The sequence below is a fragment of the Limibacillus sp. MBR-115 genome (assembly GCF_040549425.1).
Taxonomy (GTDB): Bacteria; Pseudomonadota; Alphaproteobacteria; order Kiloniellales; family CECT-8803; genus Limibacillus; species Limibacillus halophilus.
The window spans coordinates 147,211-167,271 of the sequence record NZ_JBEPTJ010000007.1 but is presented as its reverse complement, the minus strand read 5'-3'; the positions used below and the strand labels follow the sequence as shown (position 1 = coordinate 167,271).

Annotated in this window: 24 protein-coding genes and 1 pseudogene; 14 read left to right on the top strand and 11 right to left on the bottom strand. The window is 60.5% G+C overall.

Going from position 1 to position 20,061, the window contains the following annotated elements:
- Positions 1 to 83: 83 nt before the first annotated feature.
- The 7 genes from ABIE63_RS14550 to ABIE63_RS14520 form a co-directional block, all read right to left on the bottom strand.
- Positions 84 to 398, bottom strand: a complete 315-nt coding sequence (locus tag ABIE63_RS14550) for a hypothetical protein (protein ID WP_183417283.1) — start codon at positions 396 to 398, stop codon at positions 84 to 86.
- On the bottom strand, positions 395 to 871 hold the full coding sequence (locus tag ABIE63_RS14545; RefSeq protein WP_354505278.1) for a hypothetical protein: 477 nt from the start codon (positions 869 to 871) through the stop codon (positions 395 to 397). The genes ABIE63_RS14550 and ABIE63_RS14545 overlap by 4 nt, the downstream gene beginning before the upstream one ends.
- Positions 861 to 1,205 carry a hypothetical protein gene (locus ABIE63_RS14540; protein WP_354505276.1) on the bottom strand — a complete coding sequence of 115 codons (345 nt, stop codon included), beginning with the start codon at positions 1,203 to 1,205 and terminating at the stop codon, positions 861 to 863. Before ABIE63_RS14540 ends, ABIE63_RS14545 begins: the two co-directional genes overlap by 11 nt.
- Complete coding sequence (locus tag ABIE63_RS14535) at positions 1,202 to 1,546, bottom strand: hypothetical protein (RefSeq protein ID WP_354505274.1); 345 nt, start codon at positions 1,544 to 1,546, stop codon at positions 1,202 to 1,204. Before ABIE63_RS14535 ends, ABIE63_RS14540 begins: the two co-directional genes overlap by 4 nt.
- 28 nt (positions 1,547 to 1,574) lie before the next feature.
- A complete protein-coding gene (locus ABIE63_RS14530) occupies positions 1,575 to 1,922 on the bottom strand; it encodes a hypothetical protein (protein ID WP_354505272.1) in 348 nt (115 codons plus the stop codon).
- A 316-nt stretch (positions 1,923 to 2,238) separates the two neighbouring features.
- On the bottom strand, positions 2,239 to 2,595 hold the full coding sequence (locus ABIE63_RS14525) for a hypothetical protein (protein WP_354505270.1): 357 nt from the start codon (positions 2,593 to 2,595) through the stop codon (positions 2,239 to 2,241).
- Positions 2,592 to 3,455, bottom strand: a complete 864-nt coding sequence (locus tag ABIE63_RS14520) for a hypothetical protein (protein ID WP_354505268.1) — start codon at positions 3,453 to 3,455, stop codon at positions 2,592 to 2,594. Before ABIE63_RS14520 ends, ABIE63_RS14525 begins: the two co-directional genes overlap by 4 nt.
- Positions 3,456 to 3,850: 395 nt before the next feature.
- On the opposite strand from ABIE63_RS14520, the gene ffh reads away from it, so the two are divergent.
- From ffh to leuB, 8 genes and pseudogenes are all read left to right on the top strand, one after another.
- Complete coding sequence (gene ffh, locus ABIE63_RS14515) at positions 3,851 to 5,278, top strand: signal recognition particle protein (RefSeq protein ID WP_354505267.1); 1,428 nt, start codon at positions 3,851 to 3,853, stop codon at positions 5,276 to 5,278.
- 112 nt (positions 5,279 to 5,390) lie between these two features.
- Positions 5,391 to 5,756, top strand: a pseudogene (rpsP, locus tag ABIE63_RS14510) (30S ribosomal protein S16); the annotation flags it as partial.
- 186 nt (positions 5,757 to 5,942) lie between these two features.
- Entirely contained in the window at positions 5,943 to 6,464 is a 522-nt protein-coding gene (gene rimM / locus ABIE63_RS14505; protein ID WP_354505338.1) for a ribosome maturation factor RimM, read from the top strand.
- A 155-nt stretch (positions 6,465 to 6,619) separates the two neighbouring features.
- Positions 6,620 to 7,354 (top strand): tRNA (guanosine(37)-N1)-methyltransferase TrmD, encoded by a 735-nt coding sequence (trmD, locus tag ABIE63_RS14500; RefSeq protein WP_354505265.1) that lies wholly within the window; start codon positions 6,620 to 6,622, stop codon positions 7,352 to 7,354.
- An 84-nt stretch (positions 7,355 to 7,438) separates the two neighbouring features.
- Entirely contained in the window at positions 7,439 to 7,897 is a 459-nt protein-coding gene (rplS, locus tag ABIE63_RS14495; RefSeq protein ID WP_183417276.1) for a 50S ribosomal protein L19, read from the top strand.
- 229 nt (positions 7,898 to 8,126) lie between these two features.
- The gene (gene leuC / locus ABIE63_RS14490; protein WP_354505263.1) at positions 8,127 to 9,536 is read left to right on the top strand and encodes a 3-isopropylmalate dehydratase large subunit; all 1,410 of its coding nucleotides are present in this window, start codon (positions 8,127 to 8,129) and stop codon (positions 9,534 to 9,536) included.
- A gap of 31 nt (positions 9,537 to 9,567) precedes the next feature.
- On the top strand, positions 9,568 to 10,179 hold the full coding sequence (gene leuD, locus ABIE63_RS14485) for a 3-isopropylmalate dehydratase small subunit (RefSeq protein WP_354505261.1): 612 nt from the start codon (positions 9,568 to 9,570) through the stop codon (positions 10,177 to 10,179).
- Positions 10,180 to 10,252: 73 nt separating this feature from the next.
- Positions 10,253 to 11,365, top strand: coding sequence for a 3-isopropylmalate dehydrogenase (gene leuB / locus ABIE63_RS14480; protein WP_354505259.1), 1,113 nt, complete (start codon positions 10,253 to 10,255; stop codon positions 11,363 to 11,365).
- Positions 11,366 to 11,512: 147 nt separating this feature from the next.
- Here leuB and ABIE63_RS14475 read toward each other — a convergent pair whose 3' ends face one another.
- Entirely contained in the window at positions 11,513 to 11,686 is a 174-nt protein-coding gene (locus ABIE63_RS14475) for a hypothetical protein (protein WP_354505257.1), read from the bottom strand.
- Positions 11,687 to 11,718: 32 nt separating this feature from the next.
- Positions 11,719 to 12,057 (bottom strand): DUF962 domain-containing protein, encoded by a 339-nt coding sequence (locus ABIE63_RS14470; protein ID WP_354505255.1) that lies wholly within the window; start codon positions 12,055 to 12,057, stop codon positions 11,719 to 11,721.
- 108 nt (positions 12,058 to 12,165) lie between these two features.
- On the opposite strand from ABIE63_RS14470, the gene ABIE63_RS14465 reads away from it, so the two are divergent.
- Both ABIE63_RS14465 and ABIE63_RS14460 read left to right on the top strand, forming a co-directional pair.
- Positions 12,166 to 13,182, top strand: a complete 1,017-nt coding sequence (locus ABIE63_RS14465) for an aspartate-semialdehyde dehydrogenase (RefSeq protein ID WP_183417271.1) — start codon at positions 12,166 to 12,168, stop codon at positions 13,180 to 13,182.
- 12 nt (positions 13,183 to 13,194) lie between these two features.
- Entirely contained in the window at positions 13,195 to 13,683 is a 489-nt protein-coding gene (locus ABIE63_RS14460) for a GNAT family N-acetyltransferase (RefSeq protein ID WP_183417270.1), read from the top strand.
- Here the strand turns inward: ABIE63_RS14460 and ABIE63_RS14455 are convergent.
- Positions 13,680 to 15,302, bottom strand: coding sequence for a Rieske (2Fe-2S) protein (locus tag ABIE63_RS14455; protein WP_354505252.1), 1,623 nt, complete (start codon positions 15,300 to 15,302; stop codon positions 13,680 to 13,682). The genes ABIE63_RS14460 and ABIE63_RS14455 overlap by 4 nt on opposite strands.
- A 58-nt stretch (positions 15,303 to 15,360) precedes the next feature.
- Between ABIE63_RS14455 and ABIE63_RS14450 the strand changes: the two genes are divergently transcribed.
- Together ABIE63_RS14450 and zapE are read left to right on the top strand one after the other, a co-directional pair.
- Positions 15,361 to 16,002 carry a metalloregulator ArsR/SmtB family transcription factor gene (locus ABIE63_RS14450; protein WP_354505250.1) on the top strand — a complete coding sequence of 214 codons (642 nt, stop codon included), beginning with the start codon at positions 15,361 to 15,363 and terminating at the stop codon, positions 16,000 to 16,002.
- A 41-nt stretch (positions 16,003 to 16,043) separates the two neighbouring features.
- Positions 16,044 to 17,276: a cell division protein ZapE gene (gene zapE, locus ABIE63_RS14445; RefSeq protein ID WP_354505248.1), complete on the top strand. Its 1,233-nt coding sequence runs from the start codon at positions 16,044 to 16,046 to the stop codon at positions 17,274 to 17,276.
- Here the strand turns inward: zapE and ABIE63_RS14440 are convergent.
- Positions 17,242 to 17,655 carry a GtrA family protein gene (locus ABIE63_RS14440; RefSeq protein WP_354505246.1) on the bottom strand — a complete coding sequence of 138 codons (414 nt, stop codon included), beginning with the start codon at positions 17,653 to 17,655 and terminating at the stop codon, positions 17,242 to 17,244. The genes zapE and ABIE63_RS14440 overlap by 35 nt on opposite strands.
- A gap of 135 nt (positions 17,656 to 17,790) precedes the next feature.
- Here ABIE63_RS14440 and ABIE63_RS14435 point away from each other — a divergent pair, with 135 nt between their 5' ends.
- Positions 17,791 to 18,732 (top strand): glycosyltransferase family 2 protein, encoded by a 942-nt coding sequence (locus tag ABIE63_RS14435; RefSeq protein WP_354505244.1) that lies wholly within the window; start codon positions 17,791 to 17,793, stop codon positions 18,730 to 18,732.
- 217 nt (positions 18,733 to 18,949) lie between these two features.
- The gene (gene mdh / locus ABIE63_RS14430; protein ID WP_183417264.1) at positions 18,950 to 19,915 is read left to right on the top strand and encodes a malate dehydrogenase; all 966 of its coding nucleotides are present in this window, start codon (positions 18,950 to 18,952) and stop codon (positions 19,913 to 19,915) included.
- Positions 19,916 to 20,061 lie beyond the last annotated feature (146 nt).

The following is a 20,061-nucleotide window of genomic DNA, read 5'->3' as shown; positions in this document are numbered from 1 at the left end:
TTGGCGGAAGCAAGCTTCAGACACCACCCGCAGTAGCGGCAGATACCTCACAATTACTGCTAGTACTCGGCATCACCTTGCTATCAATCGACGAACTTCGGGAAAATGCTCTCAGGTGTGGGTAGGGTGATCGCCATGCCTTCGTCGTCCTCCAGCGTCATCCTCTCGTCTTCAAGGCGTTCCAGGACGATTTGGATGGCAACGGCAACAGTGTGGTCGGGCCACTCGCTGACAACATCGAAGTCTGGCGGCGTGAGCGTGCATTCCAGCGACGCACCCCACAGCCCGGCGCGACGATCTTCTTCCGGATACGCCTGTGGTTCCCCAATGACCAGATGAAACGGCGCACGTTCGCCATTCTCGCTAACGGTGAAGCCAGTGATTTGCACGCGGGTCATTCCTCGGGCTTCTTTTCTCTCTGTGGGCGGGTCTCTTGCCACTCCCGGTCCAGGTCGTCGAAGAAGGTTTCTAGCTCCTGGTCGATTTCCGCCTGCTCTTTGGGCGGCAGGTCATCAAAGCAGATGTAGGTAGGGTCGTAGTCGCAGGGGTGTGGTGGCTCAATGCGCTGTCCCTCGGCGTCTTCCAGAGTGGAAGCGCGGGTGCGTAGGCAAGCGCGCAACGTCGCCGCGGCCAGGGCAAGTGCGCCTTCTGCTGTTTCGTATGTGCAAGGGCATTTGAAGTCACCAAAAATTCGATAGCAGATTAAATGGCAACGAAAATCGCCGTTTTCCAGCTGCTCAGGAACGGTGGTCTGGAAGGTAAAGGAAAGGCGACGCCCAGATCGGGTCCGAACAAAGCAATCCAGATGAATCGATTTTGCGGTTGTCATAGAGACACCGGCGATGAGGATGCCACCGGCGTCATAGGCCACGCCCAAAGTCGTTCGTTTTTATGACCAGTTCGGCCACCTCCTCCTCGGAGGGCCAATCGGGTACGAAGTCCTGTGGTTTTGGCATCGGATAGCGATGTCCCGCTTCATCAAAGAGCGTTTTGCCCCGCAAGACCTCACGCAGGAAGCAACAGGCCAGTGCTAGCCTGTGTGCGTTGCTCGTCCCAATAACGCGCATCGGGATTTTCCCCGTGTAAGGCTGACAGTCAATCAAGCCATAAGCACTGACACCGTCCTCAGCGTCCGGCTGCCGCAATACAAAGCAAAAGCTATTGCGTTCGTCATTCTCATCCAGGGTGAAGCCAGTAATTTTCATTCGTCCTCGATGACCTCGTCCAGACCGACCGGTTCTTCGATTGGGAAAGTTGGGTCGAAATCTCTGGGAGATGGGAGCTCTATCTGTTGCCCCAAAGCGTCAACAAAAGGCTGCCCAATGCCTTTGAGGAAGGATTGAGCACAAAGAACTGTTGCTGCCACTGCCTCCTCTGCACAGTGGCCTTCGACGAGATAGGGTTTTGTCATTAGAGGCGAGCAAAGAAGGTCACAGCCAAACCGTTCAGCATCGATCTCGAAAGGTTCACCCGTCGTGATGGTTAAGGGGGAACGGCCATTATCCTGCCCCACCGAATAACCTTTGAACTCAAGCCTGGTAGTCATTATCCAGTTCCATCAAACATTCGACGGTTCAGGGTTTGCGGAAGTAATTGGCTTCCTTGACGATACGCGCTCTTTCTTCACGAGTTGGAAAACTAGGATCGATAGATTCTGGAGACGGCAATTGGAATGGTGCGCCAGTATTATCCTCCAATGAGATGCCAAATCTCTCTAACAGCACTTGCAGCATCATGCAGGAATTCGCGTGAGCGCTGAGGTCGCCGTCTTCATCAAATTCAATTGGTGAGGTCAAAAGCGCAGGGCACTCGATCCTGTAAAGCCTTTCGTCGGCATCGTTTGAACCGAGAGAAAAGAGCGCCATCGTGCAGTTAAAGCGCAATCCGTCTTTTTTTCTTACGCCCGTAACTTTGTATTCCATTACGATTCTCATTTGAACATTCCCCTGTTGAATGGTGGGTCCATACCCCGTTCGGCAAGGCAATCAGAGTAAACAAGCATGGCTTGTCCTCTACAGGCTCGTTTTGACCTAGTGGTTGGAAACGACTCGCATTCATCCAAAAGTTGGTCGCGTAACCTATCGCATTCTTTTATGTGTTCCGCCTTTTCTTGCCTTCTTTCCCGCTCTTCCGGTGTTTCTTCGGGAGGCACTTCTCCGTCCTCGGATTGGCTGGGCATCTGGGAGCCGGGAGCCTCTTCGGGGGTCGGATCATGGATTCTGGAAGTATTTGATGCCCTCAGGCATCGCTATCCTTATCGCGCTGAGTTGGGTTGGCTAGTTCTTCCTCGGTGGGATAGCCGGGGTCGAATTCTTGCGGCCGCGGGAGTTCTACTGGCATGTTGGATGCATCGACCAATGTACACCCCATTGTTTTTAAGCGTTTGTGGAGAATCATAATTGCGTGCGCTGCAGCTTCGGCGACGCTGTCGCCCGCGTAAATCGGCATCTTGCCAAAGAAGGCCTGATCACAAACAAGACTGACTTCCTGTAATCCATCCTCTCCAGTTCGTGGATTTGCGATAGCGATGCGACAGGGTTCATGGCTGCCAGAGCCGTCGGTAATGAAACAATCTAACCTGAAGATCGTGTTCATTTAAAAAACTCCAAATCAAAGGGTGGTTCGATGGAACTATTGCTTGTACATGCTCCTAATCGGGCTTCGGCCCGACTGAAACACCTTGCCCTCTGAACACTCGTTGCCAGCCTACGGCATGATTGATTTTCCCTATTGAATCTTTCTGTGCAACGCTCTTCCCGTTCTTCTGGCGTTTCTGTTTCTTGACCATTCTCCGGTGTTTCGGCTTCCGGTGCTTCTCCATCCTCGGATTGGCTGGGCATCTGGGTGCCGGGAGCCTCTTCGGGGTTTGGCACAGGAATGGGCGGTCGGGCTTTGGGCTTTTCAGGGTTCGGTCGGGGACGGCTGAAACCGCCGCCGCCGAAAAAGTTGGGTCCAAGTTCGGGCCAGATAATGCGATTGTCTCCAGGCTTTTCGCCCGGAGCGGCGTTTGCCTCTTGAATCGCACCGGCATCCTTCGTCCGGGGGGCCTGCTGGGTCTTGGCTTGAGTCTGGGGCGTGAGGCGGACCGGGTTGGAGGTTGGGCGCGGGCCGGTCGTGTTTCGGCCCTGGACGCGCGCGGGGTCAAAGGCCACGCTGACGCCAGCGTCGGCTTCCGGTTGGAAGGAGAAACCGCTGTCTTCAAAGGCGCGCTGCATGGCCTGGCTGCCACCCTGTTCGCCGCGCACGGCGCGCTTGGCGCTATCGAGTGCGGCGCCGGTCATGCGGAAGCCGAGATCGGCCGGACTCATGGGTTCGAATTTGCTTTTGCCGCCCGCTTCCAGAAAGCCGATCTGGGAGGGACTGATGGGGGAGAGGCGTTGCTGCTCCTCGGCGAAGAGTCCGATCTGCTCTTCTGGCCGCAGGCGCGCAACCCGGGAGGGGTCGGTTAGACGCATGGCGATCCACATTCCTTTATTTTTCAACAAGCAAGATAGGAATATAGTTGATCAACCAGGAAAAATGGTGAACAATAGGGTATTATTTTGTAACCGCGTGGTGGGCCCTGTGCTATCGGCGCGGTGCCGCCCTTTCAGGCGCGTGCCAGCCTCTCCAGCCGCCCTCTTGACCTGCCGGTCTCCCGCGCGTAAGTTCCGCGCCAATCACCGTCAGGACCATTCGTCTTTGCGGTTCCAAGGAGCCCCACCAGCCTGCGAGTTTCGCACACTGGTGCGAAACCGCTTTTGCGTTGGTCCCTGGGGAGTTTCGCACACTGGTGCGAAACCGCTTTTGCGTTGGTCCCTGGGTTTGGATGAGGAATTAAAGGCGGCCCGAGGGTCGCCCGGGAGTTGTGATGTTCGAGAGCCTGCAAGAACGCCTGAGCGGAGTCTTCGATCGCCTGACGCGCCGTGGCGCGCTGAGCGAGGAAGACGTCTCCGTCGCGCTGCGCGAGGTGCGCGTGGCGCTGCTGGAGGCCGACGTGGCGCTGCCGGTGGTCAAGGACTTCGTCGCCGCCGTCAAGGAAAAGGCGGTCGGCCAGGAAGTCTTGCGCTCGGTCACGCCGGGCCAGCAGGTCGTCAAGATCGTCCACGACGAACTGGTCGCCATGCTGGGCGGTGTGGCGGAGGACGAGGGCGCGCAGGCCGGACAGCCCTTCGAACTGCGCGGCCTGGGCCTCAACCTGAACGTGACGCCGCCCGCGTCGATCCTGATGGTGGGCCTGCAGGGCTCGGGTAAAACCACGACCACGGCCAAGATCGCCAAACGCCTTGCCGAGCGCGAGAAGAAGAAGGTCCTGATGGCCTCCCTCGACGTGCGCCGTCCGGCCGCCCAGGAACAGCTTGCGCTGCTGGGCATCCAGGCGGGCATCGCGACCTTGCCGATCGTGCCGGGCGAGACGCCGGTGAAGATCGCCAAGCGGGCGCTGCAGACCGGCGCGCTGGAAGGCTACGACGTGGTGATGCTGGACACCGCCGGGCGTCTGGCCATCGACGAGGCGCTGATGGCCGAGGTTGCGGCGGTGCGCGACGCGACCAAGCCATCGGAGACGCTGCTGGTCGCCGACGCGATGACCGGCCAGGACGCAGTCAACGTGGCCACGGCCTTCAAGGACAAGGTCGGGCTGTCGGGCATCGTGCTGACGCGGGTCGACGGCGATGCGCGCGGCGGCGCGGCGCTCTCGATGCGTGCGGTGACGGGTTGCCCGATCAAGCTGTTGGGTACCGGCGAGCAGATCGACAAGCTGGAGACCTTCCACGCCGACCGTATCGCGGGGCGTATCCTGGGCATGGGCGACGTGGTCTCGCTGGTCGAGAAGGCTGCCGAGACCATCGAACAGGACGAGGCCGAGAAGCTCGCCAAGAAGATGCAGTCGGGCAAGTTCGACTTGGACGATCTGGCCAGCCAGCTCAAGCAGTTGCTGAAGATGGGCGGGCTGTCCGGGCTGATGGGGATGTTGCCGGGCGTCGGCAAGATCAAGAACCAGATGAAGGACGCCAAGATCGACGATTCCATGATCAAGCGGCAGTTGGCGATCCTCTCCTCGATGACCAAGGAGGAGCGCCGCCGCCCCGAGATTATCAAGGCGAGCCGAAAGGTGCGCATTTCAAAGGGCGCGGGCGCCACGGTGCAGGAAGTCAACAAGCTGATGAAGCAGCACCAGGAAGCCGCGCGCATGATGAAACAGGTCAAGAAGATGGGCAAAAAGGGAATGATGCGCCACGGACTGCCGGGAATGATGCCGGGCAAGGGGCCGAAAGGCGGCGGCTTCCCGGGCTTCTAGCCCTGGGACCTGGTAAGCGCCCGAATGACGACAGCAGAAACACGCGACCAGAAGACAAGAACCACTTTTTTACAAACTGAATCGACTTAGAACGTCAACGAAAGGAACAACCATGTCTCTCAAGATTCGTCTCGCTCGCGGCGGCGCCAAGAAGCGCCCCTTCTACCACATCGTCGTGGCCGACTCGCGCTCTCCGCGCGATGGCCGCTTCATCGAGCGCGTCGGCAGCTACAACCCGATGCTGGCCAAGGATCACGCCGAGCGCGTGGTGATGAAGGAAGAGCGCATCACCTATTGGCTGGGCGTCGGCGCTCAGCCGACCGACCGGGTGGCCCGCTTCCTTTCCACCAAGGGCATGTTCGAGCGTAAGATTCCACAGCAGACCTTGAAGAGCCAAGCCAGCGCCAAGACCCTGGAGCGCCTCGCCGAGCGCGAGGAGACCAAGAAGGCCGCCGAGGAAGCCAAGCAGGCTGCTGAAGAAGAGGCCAAGCAGGCCGCCGCCGCTGCTGCCGAAGCTCCCGCCGAGGAAGCCCCGGCTGAAGAGGCTGCTGCCGAAGCTCCCGCCGAGGAGGCCCCGGCTGAAGAAGCTGCTGCCGAGGCGCCCGCCGAGGAAGAGACCAAGGCCTGAGGGTCGAGGACTCTTTAGCGGGTCGAGGTGCCGGGTATGGCTGCGCCGGAAAATAGCGCCGACAAGCGGGTCTGCCTGGGCGTCATCGTCGCCGTGCACGGGGTGCGCGGTTTGGTGAAGGTAAAACCCTTCACCGAGACGCCCGAGGCGCTGACCGCCTATGGACCCCTGGGCGATGCCGCCGGAGTGCGCTCCTGGCAGGCAACGCTCAAGGGACTCCAAAAGGGCAATGCGTTGTTGGCCTTGTCCGGCGTGGAAACTCGCGAGGCGGCTGAGGCGCTGAAGGGCTTGGAGCTCTACGTGCCCCGCGACAGCCTGCCGGAGCCCGACGAAGAGGAGGTCTTCTATCACGACGACCTCTTGGGGCTGGCGGTGGAAGACGGCGAAGGGCAGGTACTGGGGCAGGTTCTGTCGGTGCAGAACTTTGGGGCAGGCGATCTGCTGGAGGTGGGCGAACCCGGTGAACGTAGCCGCTTCATCCCCTTCACGCAGGCCGTGGTGCCGACGGTGGATATCGCGTCGGGGCGTCTGGTGGTCGACCTGCCGGAGGAAACCTGAGATTTTGCACCGTCATGGGACGGGGCCGATAATTGGGCTGGACGAAGGGGGCGCGAAAAGGCATAACACCGGCCTTCCGAGGCCCGGTGGGCCCCCGGTGGTCCCGTAGGACGCTCCTTGAAGGGCGGTCTTGCGGGTAAAGGAGCGAGGCGGATATGAGCGCTGCGGAGGTGGAACCGACAGTTCCCTGGATGGCGACAGTCCTGACGCTTTTTCCGGAAAGCTTTCCGGGGCCGCTCGGGATCAGCCTTGCGGGCAAGGCTCTGGAAGAAGGGCGCTGGAATCTGGAAGTGCTGGACATTCGCGACTTTGCGCGCGATAAGCACCGCACCGTGGATGACACGCCCTATGGCGGGGGTGCAGGCATGGTCATGCGCTCCGATGTTGTGGACGATGCGATCGAGGCGAGTTCGGCCAGTCCGGGACCGCTATTGTATCTCAGTCCGCGCGGACGCCTCCTGACGCAGGAGCGTGTTCGCGAACTGGCCTCCGGGCCGGGAGCGCGGCTTCTCTGCGGCCGCTACGAGGGTATCGATCAGCGCGTCCTGGATGCGCGTGGGGTCGAGGAGATAAGTGTCGGCGACTACATTCTCTCCGGCGGAGAGATGGCGGCGCTGGTTTTGATGGATGCCGTGGTGCGCCTCTTGCCCGGTGTGATGGGCAATGATGACAGCGCCGGCGAGGAATCCTTCGAGCGGGGACTTCTTGAGTACCCGCACTACACGAGGCCTCCGGAGTGGCGGGGGCAGACGGTGCCGGAAGTCTTACTTTCCGGGCACCATGAGAAAATCCGGCGTTGGCGTTTGGCCGAGGCGGAGGCGATTACCCGGAAACGGCGACCCGATCTTTGGGTGGCCTACCGGGCGGAACGAAAGCAAGGGGCCGACTAGGCCAGGGTTGATAAAGATTGAGCGGTATGGTCGTCGGGGTAGGTCCGTCGGATGACCCGCTGCCGCCCAGAAAGGACTAAAGTCATGAACGTGATCCAGCAGCTTGAGCAGGAGCAGATTGCCAAGCTCAGCGACGGCAAGGCGATCCCCGAGTTCACGCCGGGCGACACCGTCCGCGTCAATGTGCGCGTGGTCGAAGGCAACCGCGAGCGTGTGCAGGCCTTCGAAGGCGTCTGCATCGCCCGCAAGAACCGCGGCATCAATTCTTCCTTCACCGTGCGCAAGATTTCCTACGGCGAAGGTGTTGAGCGTGTTTTCCCGCTCTACAGCCCGCGAATTGATTCGGTTGAGTTGGTGCGCCGCGGCGACGTGCGACGTGCCAAGCTTTACTACCTGCGTGGCCGCCGTGGTAAGTCCGCCCGTATCGCCGAAGCGACGACCGGTGTGGCTGCCAAGGCCGCTCAGGCCGATCGCGAAGTCGCACAGGCCAAGAAAGAAGCCCAGAAGCAGGCTTCCGCAGCCAAGGCCGCCGCGAAGAGCTAAAAGCCCTTCCATCGGCAGACTAAGCACAAAAAAAGCCGCCGGAGCGATCTCGCCCCGGCGGCTTTTTTGCATGGGCCAGCGATTTTTGCATGGGAGGGTCCGGGCGTTGGGGTAGCCCTTCCTCTTTGCCTTTTGGCCGCTTGGCGCTATGCTCCCGCCGCTTTCGCGCGATATCTCCGATCTCGGGAGAAGTCGCGGCGTCATCATAGTTCGAGGAATCGCAACAGCCATGAGTCAGCCCAAGACCCTTTTCGACAAAATCTGGGACAGCCATCTCGTCCAGCGTGACGACGACGGAACCTGTCTCATTTACATCGATCGCCACCTGGTCCACGAAGTGACCAGCCCGCAGGCTTTCGAGGGGTTGCGGCTCGCCGGGCGCAAAGTTCGGCGGCCCGATTCCACGCTGGCGGTCGCCGATCACAATATTCCGACAAGCAATCGCGCCCAGGGCATCGAAGACGAAGAAAGTCGCATCCAGGTCGAAACGCTGGAGAAGAATTGCCGCGACTTCGGCGTCCCGTATTTCGAGGTAATGGACGTGCGCCAGGGCATCGTCCACATTATCGGGCCGGAACAGGGTTTCACGCTGCCGGGCATGACCATAGTCTGCGGTGATTCCCATACCTCGACCCACGGCGCATTCGGATCATTGGCCTTCGGCATCGGCACCTCCGAGGTGGAGCATGTGCTTGCGACCCAGACCTTGATCCAAAAGCCCGCCAAGAACATGCGAATCACCGTGCGGGGCACCCCGCCCAAAGGCACCACGGCCAAGGACCTGATCCTGGCCATTATCGGCAAGATCGGTACTGCCGGCGGTACGGGCCACGTCGTCGAGTATGCGGGCGACGCCATCATGGCCCTGTCGATGGAAGGTCGTATGACCATCTGCAACATGTCCATCGAGGCTGGTGCGCGCGCCGGTCTGATCGCTCCGGACGAGAAGACCTTCGAGTATATCAAGGGCCGCCCCATGGCGCCCAAGGGTGCGGCTTGGGAGCAAGCCGTCGCCTACTGGCGGACCCTGCCGTCAGACGCAGGCGCTGCTTATGACAAGGAAGTCGTGCTGAAGGCCGAGGATATCGTGCCGCAGGTCACCTGGGGCACCAGTCCCCAGGACGTGCTGCCGATTACCGCCAGGGTTCCCGATCCGATGGCCGAGAGCGACGAAAGTCGTCGCGGCTCGATCGAGCGCTCGCTGGAGTACATGGGCCTCAAACCGGGGCAGCCCTTGACCGACGTTACGGTCGACAAGGTCTTCATCGGATCCTGCACGAATGGTCGCATCGAAGATCTTCGCGCCGTCGCCGAAGTGGCCAAGGGCCGCAAGGTCGCTCAGGGCGTGTATGCCATGGTCGTGCCGGGTTCCGGACTGGTGAAGGATCAAGCGGAAGCCGAAGGGTTGGATACAATCCTGATCGAAGCCGGGTTCGACTGGCGCGAGCCGGGTTGCTCCATGTGTCTGGCCATGAACGCGGATAAGCTGCAGCCGGGTGAGCGTTGCGCCTCGACCTCGAACCGCAACTTCGAAGGCCGTCAGGGCCGCGGCGGGCGCACCCATCTGGTCAGCCCCGTCATGGCCGCCGCTGCCGCGATCACCGGGCATCTGGCCGACGTACGCGAGTTGCTGGATTGAACGGCGAGACCGAAAAGGAGAGATAAGAGCAATGCAAAAGTTCGATAAGATCACCGCCACCGCTGCGCCGTTGCCCATCGTCAACGTCGACACGGATATGATCATCCCCAAACAATTCCTGAAAACGATTCAGCGGACGGGCCTGAAGAAGGGTCTGTTCTATGAATTGCGGACAGATGAGAAGGGCAACCCCAAGGACTTCGTGCTGGATAAGGAGCCCTGGACCGATGCTGGCGTGCTGGTCGCCGGCGCGAACTTCGGTTGCGGCTCCTCACGTGAGCATGCGCCCTGGGCCTTGCTGGACGCCGGTATCCGCGTGGTGATTGCCGCCTCTTTTGCCGACATTTTCTACAACAACTGCTTCAAGAACGGCATCCTGCCGATTACCCTGCCGCAAGCCCAGGTCAATCAGTTGATGGCCGACGCCAACCAGGGCGCCAGCTTGTCCATCGACCTTGAGGCGCAGTCGATCACGCGTCCCAACGGCGAGACTGTTGCTTTCGAGGTCGAGCCCTTCCGCAAGCATTGCCTGCTGAACGGCCTGGATGACATCGGTCTGACCCTGCAGAAGGAGGCGGCTGTCGATCGATTCGAGGATACTCAGCGCCTGGGTGCACCCTGGCTTTATCGAGAGAGCGCCTGAACTGGATTTGGGGCGCAATCGCCCGCCGCGCGTTTTGCATACTGCACGAAAATGATTGGGAGACGAACCGAACATGGCCGCCAACAAGAAGCTATTGATCCTGCCGGGTGACGGCATCGGTCCCGAGGTGATGGGGCAGGTTCAACTGGTCATCGACTGGATGGATAAGCGTCGGGCGGTCACGTTCGATGTTGAGACGGGCCTCGTTGGTGGCGCGGCTATCGATGCCGAAGGTAGTCCCCTGGCGGATGCGACAATGGAGAAAGCATCCAATGCGGATGCCGTTCTGTTGGGCGCCGTGGGCGGCCCGAAGTGGGACGAGCTCCCCTTCGAGCAGAAGCCGGAACGGGGGTTGTTGCGGCTGCGCAAAGAAATGGAACTTTATGCCAATCTCCGCCCGGCGCTTGTGTTCGACGCCTTGGTCGAGGCATCGACCCTGAAACCCGAGGTCGTCAAGGGCCTGGATATCATGATCGTGCGCGAGTTGACCGGCGGTATTTACTTTGGCGAGCCGCGCGGCATCGAGGATCTGCCGGACGGGCAGCGCCGCGGCATCAACACCCAGGTTTACACGACCAACGAAATTCGCCGGGTGGCGGCCGTGGCCTTCGAGTTGGCGCGCAAGCGCGGCAAGCGGGTCACCTCCTGCGAGAAAGCCAACGTCATGGAGTCCGGCGTGCTCTGGCGCCAGGAAGTGCAGAAGCTGCATGACGAGTCCTTCCAGGATGTAGCACTGTCGCACATGTACGCGGACAACGCGGCCATGCAACTGGTGCGAAACCCAAAGCAGTTCGACGTGATCGTCACGGACAACCTCTTCGGCGACATTCTCTCCGACGAGGCGGCGATGCTGACCGGTTCGCTGGGTATGTTGCCCTCGGCTTCGCTGGGCGATCCCGACAAACATGGCCGTCGTCAGGCGCTCTATGAGCCGGTGCATGGCTCGGCTCCGGACATCGCGGGCCAGGATCTGGCCAATCCCATTGCCTCGCTCCTGTCCTTCGCCATGGCGCTGCGTTACACCTTTGATCTGGCGGAAGATGCCGATCTTATCGAGCAGGCGGTGCAGCGCGTGTTGGCCGGCGGCTTGCGTACGGCCGACATCATGAGCCCGGGCGCGGCCAAGGTCTCGACCGTCACGATGGGGCAGGCGATTCTGCGCCAGCTCGATCAGATGGCGGCCTAGGTAATGCAGTCAAAGGCTCGCAGGTCGAAAAAACGTTGACCGGCGAGCCTCGCGGCCTTAGTTATTCGCATCTGCTGAAGCTAAATTCGAGGGTAGAACGGTGCTTGTCGGGGTTTGTTGGAGCGTGGTGAAGGGTCAGGAAGGTGCTTACGCGCCTTGCCGTGGCGCTGTCATGCCGAAAACAACGACCACGAAAAGCAAAACCACCACCGGAAAGGCGGTGGCCTGACCGTTCTTGTGACGCCCGCGAATAGCAGCAGCACGATGAAGAACGTAGGGGCCACCGGAAACGGGAGGCCCCTTAGCTTTTTGGTGACTCAAGACCCGACGGTCTCTTTGTGTCGGTAATATCGTCAAGGTCTCTGGTCGATGCCCAGGCGCACATACTCCTGTTCCAGGCGCCCGGTCATCCAGAGGAAGAACATGCGGAAGTCGCTTAGGAGCGACCAGAGCGGGTAGGTGAAGGTGGCAGGCTTGTTGCGCTCGACGAAAGCGTGACCGATCCAGGCAAAAGTGTAGCCGCTGACGAGGGCTGCGACCAGCAGCCACCAGGTCTGGGTCGCCAGGGCAAGAAAAACCAGGCAAAGCCCCAGGGCCGTGCCGATAAAATGCAGCCTGCGGGACCGGGCGCTTTGGTGTTCTGACAGATAGTAGGGCCAGAACGCCGCATAGTTTTGAAGTTTCTCCGCCAAAGGCCATTTCCTTGTGCTGGGCGGTGGCAAGCCATTAATCAGGCGTCGAACCGTAAGGTAGGCGCAGCAATTGAAGTTTAAACCCTAGGACGAGGTGAATAGAAGACCATGGGTTACAGAGTAGCAGTCGTCGGTGCGACGGGTAACGTTGGCCGTGAAATCATTCAAACGCTGGCCGACCGTGAGTTCCCGGTCGACGAGCTCATCGCCTTGGCAAGCGAGCGGTCCGTGGGCCGCGAGGTTTCTTTCGGCGAAGACGAGGTGGTGAAGGTCCAGGATCTCGCCAAGTTCGACTTTCAGGGCGTGGATTTGGTTCTGTCCTCACCCGGTGCGAAAGTCTCCGCGGTCTATTCCCCCAAAGCCGCGGCCGCCGGCGCGGTGGTCATCGACAACACATCACATTTCCGGGTTGATCCGGACGTGCCGTTGATTGTGCCCGAGGTGAATCGGGAAGCCATCGCGGGCTATACCGCAAAAGGCATCATCGCCAACCCGAACTGTTCGACCATTCAGATGGTCGTCGCGCTAAAGCCTCTGCACGACCTCCAGCGCATTCGCCGCGTGGTGGTTTCCACTTACCAGTCCACCTCTGGCGGCGGTAAGGAATCGATGGACGAATTGTTCAATCAGACGCGCGGCATTTACATGAACGAGCCAATCCGGCCGAAGCGGTTCACCAAGCAGATCGCCTTCAATGTAATTCCGCATATCGACGTTTTCATGGACGACGGCTCGACCAAGGAAGAGTGGAAGATGACCGTCGAGACGAAGAAAATCCTCGACCCGGGCATCAAGGTGCATGCGACCTGTGTGCGCGTGCCGGTATTCGTTGGGCACGCCGAAGCCGTCAACGTCGAGTTCGAGGGGCCGGTTGACGAGGACGAAATTCGTGCAGCATTGCGTGCCGCGCCGGGCATCTCGCTGGTCGACCACAGGCAGGACGAGGGCTACGTGACACCGGTAGAATCCGCCGGATCGGACCCGGTCTACGTGAGTCGCGTGCGGATGGATCCGACAGTCGACAACGCGGTCTCCTTGTGGGTGGTTTCCGACAATCTGCGCAAGGGCGCCGCACTCAACACGGTGCAGATCGCCGAGTGCCTGGTAGAAGATTATCTGAGCTGAGGACACGGTGGCTTGTCGGACGCAGTGATCATCCGTGACGGGCGCCCCGGCGATGCCGGGGCGCTCGCCCGTTTGGCCAATGCCTTGAGTGTGCACGAGGGCCTGGGCGCTGCGGTTTTTACCGAGGCCGGCGTACGGCGTGATTTCTTTGCGGCAGACGGGCGGCTTTCCTGCATTGTGGCCGAAACGCCATCCGGCGAGGTCGTTGGGTACCTCCTGTATCAGGACCTGTACAACACCGACCGTGCCGGTTGGGGTCTCTTCATGCTGGACCTCTATGTCGATGACGGATTACGCGGGAAAGGCGTTGGGCGAGCCCTGGTCGCACGTCTTGCGGCAAAGGCTGTGAAGCGCAAGGCCGTGTCCATCTGGTGGGGCGTGATGTCGGCGAACGGCGGCGCACGGGATTTTTATCGCATCCTGGGTGCAACCGACGACGACGCACGACTGCTGGGCATCGAGGGCGGGGATCTACAGCGTCTGGCCGCCGAGGATTCTTAACCTTCCTGCTCGACGAACTTGATGGCCTGAGTTGCCAGGCGCAGAACCTGCGGCCGGTGCGGCGGGTTGGCGAGGAAGCGTGCCAATGCTGCCAACAGGGTGTCGCGCCAGGGCGCTTGTGGTGCGGCGGCGACCTCCTCTTTGATGGCGGTCGATAGCTTCACCACATGAGCCGTGACGATGGGTTCGGGATTGCCGTGATCGAACAGCGTCTTGAAGGCGCCGTCCAGGAAGGCTTTTCCGTCCTTGGGTGCCCATTCCCGCTCCAGCGGCTCATTGCTAACCGCGCCGGCGTTGCGTCCGACGAAACAGGCGAGTTGCAAAAGGACAGCAGGCCAGAGATCGGGATTGCGTTCAGCGAGGTTCCGTCCGGCGTTGGCGAAGGTTATGGCATGCGTGAAGCTGAGCCAGGTTTTTGATTCCGAGGGCTTCAGATCAACCCGCCTTTCCAAGCTGAGATCAAAATGCAGGAAGTTATAGGCCGCCGCGCCCAGTAACGCCTCGTATAGCGCGTGCGTCTTTCCCGATGATTCCAGGGCACGCCTCAGCGCTTGCTTAACGCCGAGGCCGCGAAAATCCTCTGAGGACACCGGAGTCCGACCCGCGCCGTCCCATGCCTCCAGCGCGGGCTTGTAGGCGCGAAACTCGGGGATCAAATCCTCGCGCCAAGCCTCGCATAGAGCGCGCGTCAAAAGCAGCGCCAGCGGTTCCAGGGCGTCGTGTCCCAGTCGCTCCAACAAGCGGCCGGTCTTGTAGGTATAAATCGCCGAGTGACCAAAATCGGCATAATGATGGAGCGCGGCACGGGCGAAGGCTGGTTCCATATCCGGCCAGCCAAGGCCCTGCGCCAAAGCGCCGCGGACTAAGCGACTCGCTGCCTCGTCGTTGCTGGCAAGGATTGCCTGTTCAAGGCTTGCGGCGTCGAACGGCTCTGCTTCTTGGGCAAAGGGCCGGGGTGCCTCGCTCAAACTGTCGTCGATCAGGTGATCGACGATCTCCACCAACGGGACCAGACGTTCGGCGGACGTGCGGGCGTAGTCGGCCCTCAAGGCCAGCCAGTCGTTGGCGGCGGCCTGGGCGTGAGACATGCCATAGGCAAAGCGCGGCGCCGTTTCGCGGATGGCACGGGTGACGGCTGAAAGCGGGTTGCCGCCAGCGTTCTCCAGTCGCGCAATCTCGCGGGCGATGCGACCGCGGTCACGTCGGCGAAGGGCATCCGTGAGCGCGGATAGCGCCTCGGAGATTCGTTGCTCCGCTGGTGGATCGCTGAGGTCGAGGAGAATCTCACCGCTTTCGGTTTTGACGGGATAGACGCGCACGCGATCGCCTTCCTCCGTACTCCCGTCGCGCAGGTTGAAGCGCCAGGAATGCCAGTTACAGGTCAAGCGGCAACCGGTGCCATCCGGACCGTCGTCCAGCGACCCTTCCATCAGCGGATAACCCTCGTGCGGGCAGCGGTTGCTACAGGCGAAAACTCCACTCGATGTGTGGAAGATCGCCACTTGCTTACCCTCATGGCGCAGCAGAAACCGGCCTTTTTCCTTCAGTGTTTCCAAGCTGGTTGCGCGAACCCAACTCCGCTCCATCACTCCACTCCCAACAGCGGTCCACTCGTTCATCGTTGTTAGTTTCGATCAGGCACTTGAATTATTCAAGAAAAATCTTTAGAAAATAAGAATGGCTGAAACCAACAACTATAAATCCCGCCGCCAGATCCTGGATATCCTGAAGCAGGAGGGCGAAAAGACCGCCGAGGAGCTTGGGGAGCGCTTAGGCGTGACAGCGATGGCGGTGCGCCAGCATCTCTATGACCTGGAAGCGGAAAGCCTGGTGCGGCACGAGGCCCGGCCGGCCGGCCGTGGGAGACCGCGCAAATGGTGGTGCCTCACCCCGGCGGCGGATCGCTTCTTTCCCGATGGTCATGCAGAGCTCACGACCGGTTTGCTGGGAGCCATGCGTGAAGCCTTCGGCGACGAGGGCCTGGAGCGCCTTCTGGCGGTTCGCCGCGCCGGGTTGATCGAGACCTATGCGAAGGTCGTCGCGCCACATGACGCTTTGGAGAACAGGCTGGCTGCGCTTGCGGCGGAACGTTCGCGCGAGGGCTATATGGCTGAGGTCATGCCACACCCGCAGGGCGGTTGGCTGCTGGTTGAGAACCACTGCCCAATTTGCACGGCAGCAAGTGCTTGCAGCGGGCTTTGCCGTATCGAACTCGAGGCCTTTCGCGCGGTGTTGGGCCAGAGCACCCAGGTGGCGCGCGAGGATCACATCTTGGCGGGCGCCCGACGCTGCGCTTACCGGGTTGTCGGCGACGATTGATCGCTTTCCTTCGTCCGCATCAACCGCTATCAAGTCGCTCCATGGAGAAACGGACATCATCGCCAGAAGGCCCACAGGCCCGCTATCAGCGCTGGCTTGCGGAAGGTGCTGTCAAACCGGACAGCGCGCAGGCGGCCGCCGCCGAGAAACTCCAGGCGTTACACGAGGCTTTGCAGGGTTACCGTCCGTCTTCTTCGAACGGCAAGGGTTTGCTCGCACGCTTGGGTTTTGCAAGCCGGAAGTCATCCGGCGAAGTGCCCTTGGGGCTGTATCTCTTCGGCCCGGTAGGCCGTGGCAAGTCGATGCTGATGGACCTTTTTCATGAAACCGCGCCGGTAAGGCTGAAACGCCGGGTTCATTTTCATGCCTTCATGCAGGAGGTGCACGACGAACTTTACGCCTGGCGGCAAGAGACCAAGGGACAGGAAACCGATCCCTTGCCGCGACTAGCAGCGGCACTCGCCGAACGGGTCCATCTGCTGTGTTTCGATGAATTCCACGTCGTCAACATTGCCGACGCGATGATTCTCGGCCGTTTGTTCGAGGCGCTTTTCGACGCTGGTGTCGTGGTCGTGGCCACCTCCAACTGGCCCCCGGAGAGACTCTACGAAGGGGGCCTGCAGCGTGATCGCTTCCTGCCTTTCATCGAACTGTTGCAGGAGCGTACCGATGCGTTCGATTTGGGTGAAGGGCTGGACTACCGGATTGCGCGCTTGCGCGATATGCCGACATACCACACGCCTCTGGGCGAGCGGTCGTCGGCGGCATTGGACCGCGCGTTCGAGCGCCTGACCGACGGCGCCCAGCCCCACGCCGGATCCGTCAAGGTGAAGGGGCGGGAAATCCCGGTCTCGAGGTGCGCGCGCGGCGTCGCTCGCTTCACCTTCGAGGAGTTGTGCGCCAAACCGCTAGGTGCCGGGGATTATCTATCCCTAGCGCGGCATTTTCACTCCTTCATACTGTCGGACATCCCGGCGCTTGGCCCGGACAGGCGCAACGAGGCACGGCGCTTCATGACCCTCGTCGATGCGCTTTACGAGCACCATTGCAATTTGATTGTTTCGGCAGCGGCCTTGCCGGAAAGCCTCTATCCCGAAGGCGACGGCACCTTTGAGTTCCAGCGCACCGTCAGCAGATTGCAGGAGATGCAATCCAAGGACTACATCGCCAAACCGCATCTGGCCGCGCGCGAGCGGCAACGGCCGAATGCCGATGGCTCCGCTCCCATCGAGGCCAAGCTCAATGAGGCCAAACCCACAGCCGCGACAGAGTGAAGCTCCAGACGAAGGTGATGCCGATCGCCACGATCTTGGCCAACCAGGCCGGCATGATGAGTGCCGCGAGCCAAATCGAAGCCGAAGCCAGCAAGAGCGCCGACCCGGCGGTCAAAAGATAGCGCAGGAACTGTCCTTTCATGTCGCTTTCGCCGGCGACCCGGGCGAAAGTCCAGTTGCGATTCAGTATAAAACCGACCGAAAAGGCGGCAAGCCAAGCAAGCAGATTGGCTAGCAACAGGGCGTACCCGAGTTGATAGAACAGCAAATTGAAGAGTGCGAAGTCGACCGCGGTATTGATGCAACCGACCGCGATGAAGCGTTTGGCGCGTTGCCCGTCGGCAAGTTTTTTGATCAGGGCCGTTGCGCCTTGCGTCATGGTTTGAACATCCCTCAGACTGCTGTCCGTTCCTAAACAAGAAAATGCCCGGACGCCACAAAGGAATTGGCAAAGCGCGCGCGGTCGGGGAACGATTTGCTTTTCCGCGATCCGCACCGGGGGTATGATCCCGCCATGCTTTTGTCCGTTGTCGTTCCCGCTTTTAACGAAGAAGAAGTGCTGTCGGCGTTCCACGAACGGCTGATCGCGGTTCTGGGCGCCCTGCCGAGTGAATATGAAATTCTCTACGTCAATGACGGTAGCCGTGACGCGACCCTGGAAATCTTGGGGAAAATTCGCAAACAGACACCACAGGCAGCCATCATCGATCTGTCCCGAAACTTCGGTAAGGAGGCCGCGATGACGGCCGGCTTCGATCTGGCCAAGGGCGACGCAGTGGTGGTGATCGATGCCGACCTCCAGGATCCGCCGGAGTTGATCCAGGACTTCTTCAAAGCCTGGAACGACGAAGGTTTCGATGTGGTTTACGCTCGTCGTCGGACGCGTTCGGGCGAAAGCTGGTTGAAGCGCACGACAGCGACGGCGTTCTACTGGACGATGAGCAAACTTAGCCAGGTCGAGATTCCCCGCGACACCGGCGATTTCCGCCTTATGAGCAGACGGGCGGTCGAGTCCCTCAAGCAATTGCGCGAACAGCATCGTTTCATGAAGGGACTGTTTGCCTGGGTCGGCTACCCGGCAAAGGAAATTCTCTACGACCGCGATCCGCGTTTCAAAGGTGTGACGAAGTGGAACTACCTGAAGCTCTGGAACTTCAGTCTCGAGGGTATCACCGGCTTCACCATCGCGCCGCTCAAGGTCGCGACCTATCTTGGTCTGGTGATATCCGCCGTGGCGGCCGTTTATGGCACCATCATCATCCTGCAAACCTTGATCCAAGGATCGGACGTCCCCGGCTATCCGTCCCTCATGTCGGTTATTTTGTTTCTTGGCGGCGTCCAGCTCTTCTTCCTGGGGCTGATCGGGGAATACCTGGGCCGCGTGTTCAATGAAAGCAAACGCCGACCTCTTTACATCGTGAAAGACTATCAAGCCGCCCGGTCCAGCGACTCCTGACCTGCGGTGCCGATCTTGCTTCACCGTTTCCCGGGGGAAACGTGAGGCTTGCGGGTCGTGTCGCTTTAAACCGACCCATTCGAGGCATATTGCGCCTTGCTCTTGCAGTGCAGCATGATTCGCGCTACCAACGCCCCGTCATATCTAGCAAGGGCCTGCCGGGAGTGCGTAACCGCGGCGATCTGGCGACCCGCTTACTCAAGAGGGAATAGAAAGAATGGCTCGCACCAAGATTGCCTTGATCGGCTCAGGCCAGATCGGCGGTACATTGGCTCTTCTTGCCGGCTTGAAGGAATTGGGTGATGTCGTGCTTTTCGACATCGCGGAAGGCATTCCGGACGGCAAGGCACTTGATTTGGCGCAGGCTGCGCCGGTCGAGGGCTACGATGCCAAACTCTCCGGGACCAGCGATTATGCGGGTATCGCCGGGGCGGATGTCGTTATCGTCACTGCGGGCGTGCCCCGTAAGCCCGGCATGAGCCGAGATGATCTCCTGGGTATCAACCTCAAGGTCATGGAATCCGTCGGCAAAGGGATTCGCGAAAACTGTCCCGATGCTTTCGTTATCTGCATAACGAACCCGCTGGACGCCATGGTTTGGGCGCTGCGGGAGGCTTCGGGTCTGCCGCACGCGAAGGTCGTCGGAATGGCCGGTGTGCTGGATTCCGCACGTTTCAGGCATTTCCTCGCAGACGAGATGAACGTTTCGGTCCAGGACGTATCCGCCTTCGTGCTGGGCGGTCATGGCGACACCATGGTGCCGACCGTGCGCTACACCACGGTTGCGGGCATTCCGCTGCCCGATCTGGTCAAGATGGGCTGGATCACGCAAGAGCGTGTGGACGCGATTGTCGATCGTACACGCAATGGCGGAGCGGAGATCGTCGGCCTGCTGAAGACCGGTTCGGCTTTCTACGCGCCCGCTTCTTCGGCCATCGCAATGGCGGAGAGCTATCTGCGGGACAAGAAGCGGGTTCTACCCTGCGCGGCCTACCTCTCCGGGCAATACGGCGTGGATGACCTTTACGTGGGCGTGCCGGTCGTGATCGGTGAGGGCGGTGTCGAGCGTATCGTTGAGCTTGAGTTGACGGCGGAGGAGCAGGAAATGTTCTCCAAGTCCGTCACGGCCGTTCAAGGATTGGTCGAGGCGTGTAAGAAACTTGGTTTCAAGGGCGGCGCCTAAGGCGCCGTTTCCTTGCCGTCAGCGTGTCCGGCCGGGTTCGGTTGCGCTATGGCAAGGGCTTGTTAAAGTGAGCCGTCACGGGTACGCGCGGCTGACCGGAACGCATGGCGTGCCAACAAACCTTTCGATTAACGGGAAGAGACAGG

Excerpts from the sequence above, each read along its gene's own strand:
- trmD (WP_354505265.1), top strand. The coding sequence starts at position 6,620 with ATGAGCGCTGCGGAGGTGGAACCGACAGTTCCCTGGATGGCGACAGTC.
- ABIE63_RS14525 (WP_354505270.1), bottom strand. The coding sequence starts at position 2,595 with ATGAACACGATCTTCAGGTTAGATTGTTTCATTACCGACGGCTCTGGC.
- ABIE63_RS14520 (WP_354505268.1), bottom strand. The coding sequence starts at position 3,455 with ATGCGTCTAACCGACCCCTCCCGGGTTGCGCGCCTGCGGCCAGAAGAG.
- leuC (WP_354505263.1), top strand. The coding sequence starts at position 8,127 with ATGAGTCAGCCCAAGACCCTTTTCGACAAAATCTGGGACAGCCATCTC.
- rplS (WP_183417276.1), top strand. The coding sequence starts at position 7,439 with ATGAACGTGATCCAGCAGCTTGAGCAGGAGCAGATTGCCAAGCTCAGC.
- leuB (WP_354505259.1), top strand. The coding sequence starts at position 10,253 with ATGGCCGCCAACAAGAAGCTATTGATCCTGCCGGGTGACGGCATCGGT.
- mdh (WP_183417264.1), top strand. The coding sequence starts at position 18,950 with ATGGCTCGCACCAAGATTGCCTTGATCGGCTCAGGCCAGATCGGCGGT.
- zapE (WP_354505248.1), top strand. The coding sequence starts at position 16,044 with ATGGAGAAACGGACATCATCGCCAGAAGGCCCACAGGCCCGCTATCAG.
- ABIE63_RS14540 (WP_354505276.1), bottom strand. The coding sequence starts at position 1,205 with ATGAAAATTACTGGCTTCACCCTGGATGAGAATGACGAACGCAATAGC.
- ABIE63_RS14450 (WP_354505250.1), top strand. The coding sequence starts at position 15,361 with ATGGCTGAAACCAACAACTATAAATCCCGCCGCCAGATCCTGGATATC.
- ABIE63_RS14455 (WP_354505252.1), bottom strand. The coding sequence starts at position 15,302 with ATGAACGAGTGGACCGCTGTTGGGAGTGGAGTGATGGAGCGGAGTTGG.
- ABIE63_RS14440 (WP_354505246.1), bottom strand. The coding sequence starts at position 17,655 with ATGACGCAAGGCGCAACGGCCCTGATCAAAAAACTTGCCGACGGGCAA.
- leuD (WP_354505261.1), top strand. The coding sequence starts at position 9,568 with ATGCAAAAGTTCGATAAGATCACCGCCACCGCTGCGCCGTTGCCCATC.
- rimM (WP_354505338.1), top strand. The coding sequence starts at position 5,943 with ATGGCTGCGCCGGAAAATAGCGCCGACAAGCGGGTCTGCCTGGGCGTC.
- ABIE63_RS14550 (WP_183417283.1), bottom strand. The coding sequence starts at position 398 with ATGACCCGCGTGCAAATCACTGGCTTCACCGTTAGCGAGAATGGCGAA.
- ABIE63_RS14530 (WP_354505272.1), bottom strand. The coding sequence starts at position 1,922 with ATGGAATACAAAGTTACGGGCGTAAGAAAAAAAGACGGATTGCGCTTT.
- ABIE63_RS14435 (WP_354505244.1), top strand. The coding sequence starts at position 17,791 with ATGCTTTTGTCCGTTGTCGTTCCCGCTTTTAACGAAGAAGAAGTGCTG.
- ffh (WP_354505267.1), top strand. The coding sequence starts at position 3,851 with ATGTTCGAGAGCCTGCAAGAACGCCTGAGCGGAGTCTTCGATCGCCTG.
- ABIE63_RS14535 (WP_354505274.1), bottom strand. The coding sequence starts at position 1,546 with ATGACTACCAGGCTTGAGTTCAAAGGTTATTCGGTGGGGCAGGATAAT.
- ABIE63_RS14465 (WP_183417271.1), top strand. The coding sequence starts at position 12,166 with ATGGGTTACAGAGTAGCAGTCGTCGGTGCGACGGGTAACGTTGGCCGT.